This window comes from Pseudomethylobacillus aquaticus (assembly GCF_003730115.1).
In the GTDB taxonomy this organism is placed as follows: Bacteria; Pseudomonadota; Gammaproteobacteria; order Burkholderiales; family Methylophilaceae; genus Pseudomethylobacillus; species Pseudomethylobacillus aquaticus.
Genome location: NZ_RJVP01000010.1, coordinates 1 through 5539, shown reverse-complemented (window position 1 = coordinate 5539; position 5539 = coordinate 1). Strand labels below are relative to the sequence as shown.

Annotated in this window: 1 protein-coding gene; it reads right to left on the bottom strand. The window is 63.6% G+C overall.

What is annotated here, in order from left to right; all coding sequences use genetic code 11:
- The coding region (locus ED236_RS12695; protein ID WP_240032140.1) for a beta strand repeat-containing protein at window positions 1-5249 on the bottom strand (5249 nt) is incomplete at its 3' end.
- Window positions 5250-5539: the final 290 nt, after the last annotated feature.

Here is a 5539-nt window from a genome sequence, read left to right as displayed (position 1 = left end):
ACCTGGAAGGTGAAGCTCGCATAGCCCGTGCCGTTGGCATTGAGGGCCGGCGCAAAGCTGAGCTTGTTGGCGGTGATGTCGGTCACGCTGACCGATTGCCCCGCCGTCACGGCAGTGCCGTCGAGCAGCAGCGTACCGGCCGTGGGCAGCGTGGTGACCTTGACGGCCAGGAAGCTATCCGCCGTCTCGCGCGTGGATTCACTGAAGCCAAAGTCGCTGGTCTTCAGGGTGATGGGCGTGTCTTCATCCGTGGTCAGGGTCTTGTCCGCGCCATTCGGTGCTTCGTTCGCACCGTTGATGGTGATGTTGAGCACTTCGGTGTCGGTGAGACGGCCATCGGTGGCACTGAAGTTGACCGCGATGTTGACCACACCGCTCGCCTTCAGCGCTTCAATGGCGGCATCGTTCTGGGTGATGGTGTAGGCACCCGTCACGGTGTTAAGGCGGATGGTGCCGTAATCGTTGGTGACGGTGTTAAAGCCCGCTTCTGCGGTGGAACCGCCCACGATGCCATACACCACACGGCCACTGTCAACATCGGTAGCGTTCACTTGACCGGTGATGGTGGTGAAGGTGTCGTCCGCACCGGTGTCGGTGATGGTGATGGGGCTGATGGTGGCAATGGTAGGCGCATCGTTGCGGCCGCTGATGGTGATGGTGACCGTTTCTTCCGTGCCGTCCGCACTCTTCACCACAAAGGTGTCGGTGAGGCTGTTGCCAGGCGTGCTGGTGTTGAGGGCCTGTACGCTAGCGTTGGTGTTATCCAGCGTGTAGCTCCACACACCGGCTTCCGTGATGGTGTAGCTGCCGTAGCCGTTGCTGCTTAAGCTCGCCGTGCTCACCGCCTGGAACACGCTCTCGCCGCTATCCACATCGGTGACGCTCAGCGTGCCGGTGGCGGTGGGGGTACCTGCGATGGCGTTGTTGGCACCGCCTGCTTCCACCACCGCGCCGGTGGTGGTGCCGGTGATGACGGCTACGTCATTGGTGCCGGTGATGGTGATGGTGATGTCCTGGCTTACCGTGCCGCCCTGGCCATCATCGGCCGTGACGGTGTAGGTTTCGGTCAGGGTCTTGCCTGCGCCCAGCGCCTGCACGGCACTGTTGGCCACGCTGTAGGTGTAGCGCACGGAACCGGTGGTGCCGTCGGTGCCGGTGTCATCGCTCGCAAGCAGGGTCAGCGTGCTGCTGGCGGTGAGCGTGTTGCTCATGGACGGCGTCACGCTGTAGGTCAGCGTGTCGGTGACGTCCACATCGCTGAAGTCCACCGAGACGGTGGTGCTCAAGGTGTCAGCGGTCGCCATGGGGTCCGTGCTGGCCGGGTCCACCACGAGGCCAGTGTCTTCGGTCAAGGTGCCATTGGTCACGGCAGTGACGGTGGGAGCGTCATTGGTGCCGGTGATGGTCACCGTCACCTCTTCGCTCACCGTGCCACCGTTGTCGTCATCGGCGGTGATGGTGAAGGTCTCGGTCACGGTCTCGCCGGTGGCAAGGTAAGCGGCGGCGCTGTTGGCCACGCTGTAGGTGTAGCGCACGCTGCCCGCATTGCCGGTGGTGCTGCTGTCGTCGCTCTCCAGCACCGTGAGCGTGCCGCCCAGGGTGTTGGTGGTGGCGGCATCGACGCTGTAGCTTAAGAGGTCGGCCGTGTCCACGTCGTTGAAGCTCACCTCCACGGTGGTGGTGATGTTGCCTGGAGCCGGCATGCTGTCCTGTGCGGCAGCGGTGGCCGTGCCATCGGTGGACGCGGTCACGGTCGGCGCGTCGTTGGCACCGGTGATGGTGATGCTGACCTTCTGGCTCACTTCACCGCCCTCGCCGTCATCGGCGATGATGGTGTAGCTTTCGGTCACGGTTTCGCCAGCGGCGAGGTACTGCACCGCGCTGTTGGCGATGCTGTAGGTGTAGCGGACACTGCCCGTGGTGCCATCGGTGCCGGTGTCGTCGCTGTCAAGCAAGGTGAAGCTGCCACTCAGGGTGTTGTCCAGAGCAGGCTTCACGCTGTAGGTCAGCACATCGGTGGTGTCCACATCGCTGAAGTCCACCGAGACGGTGGTGCTCAAGGTGTCAGCCGTGGCGAGCGGGTCCGTGCTGGCCGGATCCACCACCAGGGCGGTGTCTTCGGTCAGGCTGCCATCGGTGAATGCGGCGACCGTGGGCGCATCGTTGGTGCCGGTGAGGGTCAGGGTGAGCGTCGCATCGCTCGAGGCACCCAGCTCATCGGTCACCGTGTAGTCAAAGCTCACCTCCAGGGTTTCGCCGGCGGCCAGGGACTGGTAAGCCGCATTGGCCGCATCAAAGCTGTAGCTGCCGTCGCTGTTGAAGGTGAGCCCTGCGACGGCGTCCTGTTCTTCGGCCGCGCTGTAGGTCAACACCGCATTGGCATCGCGGTCGCTGTCATTGGTTGCGACCGAGCCCATGACCAGGGCAGCATCTTCGGTGGCGGTGTTGCTGTCGTCCACCGCCACAGGCGCGTCGTTCGCGCCGTTGATGGTGATGGTGATGGGGGTGCTGCCCGCGAGGGTGCCGTCGAAGGCAGTGAAGGTCACATCGAAGCTCACGCTGGCTGGCACGCCGTTCAGCGCTTCGATCGCCTCGCTATCAGGCGTGAAGGTGTATTCACCGGTAAAGGTGTTAAGACGCAAGGTGCCGTAATCGCTCTCCACCTTGTTGAAGCCAGGCTCGGTGGTGTCGCTGTCCATGATGCCAAAGCCCACGATCTCGCCATCCACATCGGTGGCATCGAGCGTGCCGCTCACCTCGGCAAAGGTATCCGCCGCCGCGGTGTCGGTGTAGACGATGTCGGCAATGGCGGTGATCACCGGCGCGTCATTGCGGCCGCTGATCTCGATGGTGACCGTGTGTTCAGTGCCGTCAAGGCTGGTCACCACAAAGGTGTCAGTCAAGCTGGTGTTCATGCCATCGATGTTGAGCGCCTGCACATCGGCATGGGTGTTATCCAGCGTGTAGGTCCACACGCCCTCTGCCGTGATGGTGAAGCTGCCGTAGCCGCTCACGCTGGTGGTATCGGTACTCACCACCGTGAAGCTGTTGTCGCTCGTGTCAGGGTCGGTCACCGTCAGGGTGCCGGTCGCGGTCGGGGTGTTGCTGATGGCGTTGTCCACGCCGCCTGCTTCCACCACACTGCCGGTGTCGGTGCCGGTGATGACGGCTTCATCATTGGTGCCGGTGATGGTGACGGTCACCTCTTGGCTAACGGTACCGCCCTGGCCGTCATCGGCGGTGATGGTGAAGGTTTCGGTCGCGGTCTCGCCTTCGGCCAGGTATTGCGCGGCGCTGTTGGCGAGCGTGTAGGTGTAGCTGACCGCCCCGTCGGCATCGGTGCCGCTGTCGTCGCTGGTCAGCAGGGTCAGGGTGCCGCCCAGGGTGTTGCCGCGGGCAGCGGTGTAGCTGTAGGTCAGGAGGTCAGAGAGGTCGGCATCGCTGAAGTCCACCGAGACGGTGGTGCTCAAGGTGTCGGCCGTCGCCATGGGGTCCAGGCTGGCCGGGGCCACCACCAGGGCGGTGTCTTCAGTCAGGCTGCCATTGGTGGAGGCGGTGACGGTCGGCGCGTCGTTGGCACCGGTGATGGTCACGGTGACATCCTGGCTCACTTCGCCGCCATTGCCGTCATCGGCGGTGATGGTGAAGGTCTCGATCACGGTCTCGCCTGCGGCAAGGTAAGCGGCCGCGCTGTTGGCCACGCTGTAGGTGTAGCTGACCGAACCGGCGGTGCCGGTGGTGCCGCTGTCGTCGCTATCCAGCACCGTGAGCGTGCCGCCCAGGGGGTTGCTGGTCGCCGCATCGACGCTGTAGGTCAGCAGATCGCTGGTATCCACATCGTTAAAGCTCACCGACACCGTGGTGCTGATCTCGGCAGGTGCTGCCGGCGGTGCAGGCGGCGCCATCGGATCAACGGGTGCCATCGGGTCTAGCGGTTTCACGGCCACCGTGCCCAGTGCATCGGCCGTACCGTTGGTCGAGGCCGTGACGGTGGGGGCGTCGTTGGTGCCGGTGATGGTCACCACCACGTCCTGTGTCGCGCTCAAGCCCAGGTCGTCGGTCACCGTGACGGTGAAGGTTTCTTCCACCGTCTCGCCCACCGCGAGGTATTGCAGGTTGGTGCTGTTCAGCGTGTAGGTGAAGGCACCGGTGCGGGCATCCACTGCAAAGGCACCGTGCGTGCCGGTAGCGCTGCCTCTGAAGCTGTGCACATCACGGAAGTCTGCATCCGTGAATTCGATTTGACCGGTCGCAGCTGCGGCCTGGTCTTCCACGACGGCCACGTCCTGCTCGCCGTCGGTCACCGGCGCGTCATTCAGGTAGGCAAAGTCGGCCTTGGTCATGTTGACGATGCTGTTGAACTTGAGGCTGATGTCGGTGGTGCCGTTGCCGTCCGCATCGAAGTTCAGGGTGGTGCGACCCAGGTGGTCCACACGCGACACAAAGCTCGCGCCTGCACGCACTGCGAGCGCGGTCAGGTCCACGCTGTCGTGCGCCACATCGAAGTCCGCCAGCGTGTCGGTACCCGTGTCACCCACGCCCCACACATAGCGGTCATTGCCTGCCCCCGACAACAACTGGTCATTGCCCGCGCCGCCTTGCAGCACGTCATCCCCGTCACCGCCGTACAGCGAATCCACGCCGCTGCCGCCTTGCAACACATCGTTGCCCACGTCCCCGCTCAAACGGTCGTTGTTGTCGCCACCTTGCAAAGTGTCGTCGCCCACGCCGCCCGCCAGCGAATCGTTGCCCACCCCACCGGCGATCTGGTCATGACCATCACCGCCCACCAGGTTATCGTGACCGCCACCGCCCACGATGACATCGTCACCTGCCCCTGCGTTGATGATGTCCGCACCCTCGCCGCCGTCCAGGAAATCCGCACCAGAGCCGCCGTTGAGGTTGTCGTCACCCGCACCACCCACCAGGTTATCGTCACCGTTGCCCCCCACCAGACGGTCGTTGCCCGCCTCGCCCACCAGCACGTCATCGCCGTCCGACCCGTTCAGGCTGTCATTGCCCGCACCGCCCAGCAGCAGGTCATTGCCCAGGCCCCCGTTCAGGCTGTCGTTGCCGAGACCCCCGTTCAGCGTGTCATCGCCCGTACCGCCCGTCAGCGTGTCATCCGCACGCCCCCCCATGATCAGATCGTGGCCACCCAAGCCCGATACATCCAGCGACAGGTTCTCTGTCATCAGATTCAGTTCGTCGTCCAGATTGGTGCCCGTTACCGTTCTTACCGTTGCCATGATCGTTCCTTTATGAATACTGTTCTGTGTCGGGACGGGGCGCTCAGCGCCCATTCCGCCTATGAGCGCTGAGCCGCGTCTTCCGTCTTCCATCTCGCGCATGCGCCGCACGCACACGCCTTAAAACCTCACGCCTTGACCCTGATCGTCCTCAACATGAAGGCAGGGCACGGCGTTTTTATACCCGGCGATTACACTCGCCTTCCCCCATTTAGGTAACTACCCGACCGGGTAGGTACCCCGAAGGGAGGTGAAAGGTGAAAGGTGAAAGGTGAAAGGTGAAAGGTGAA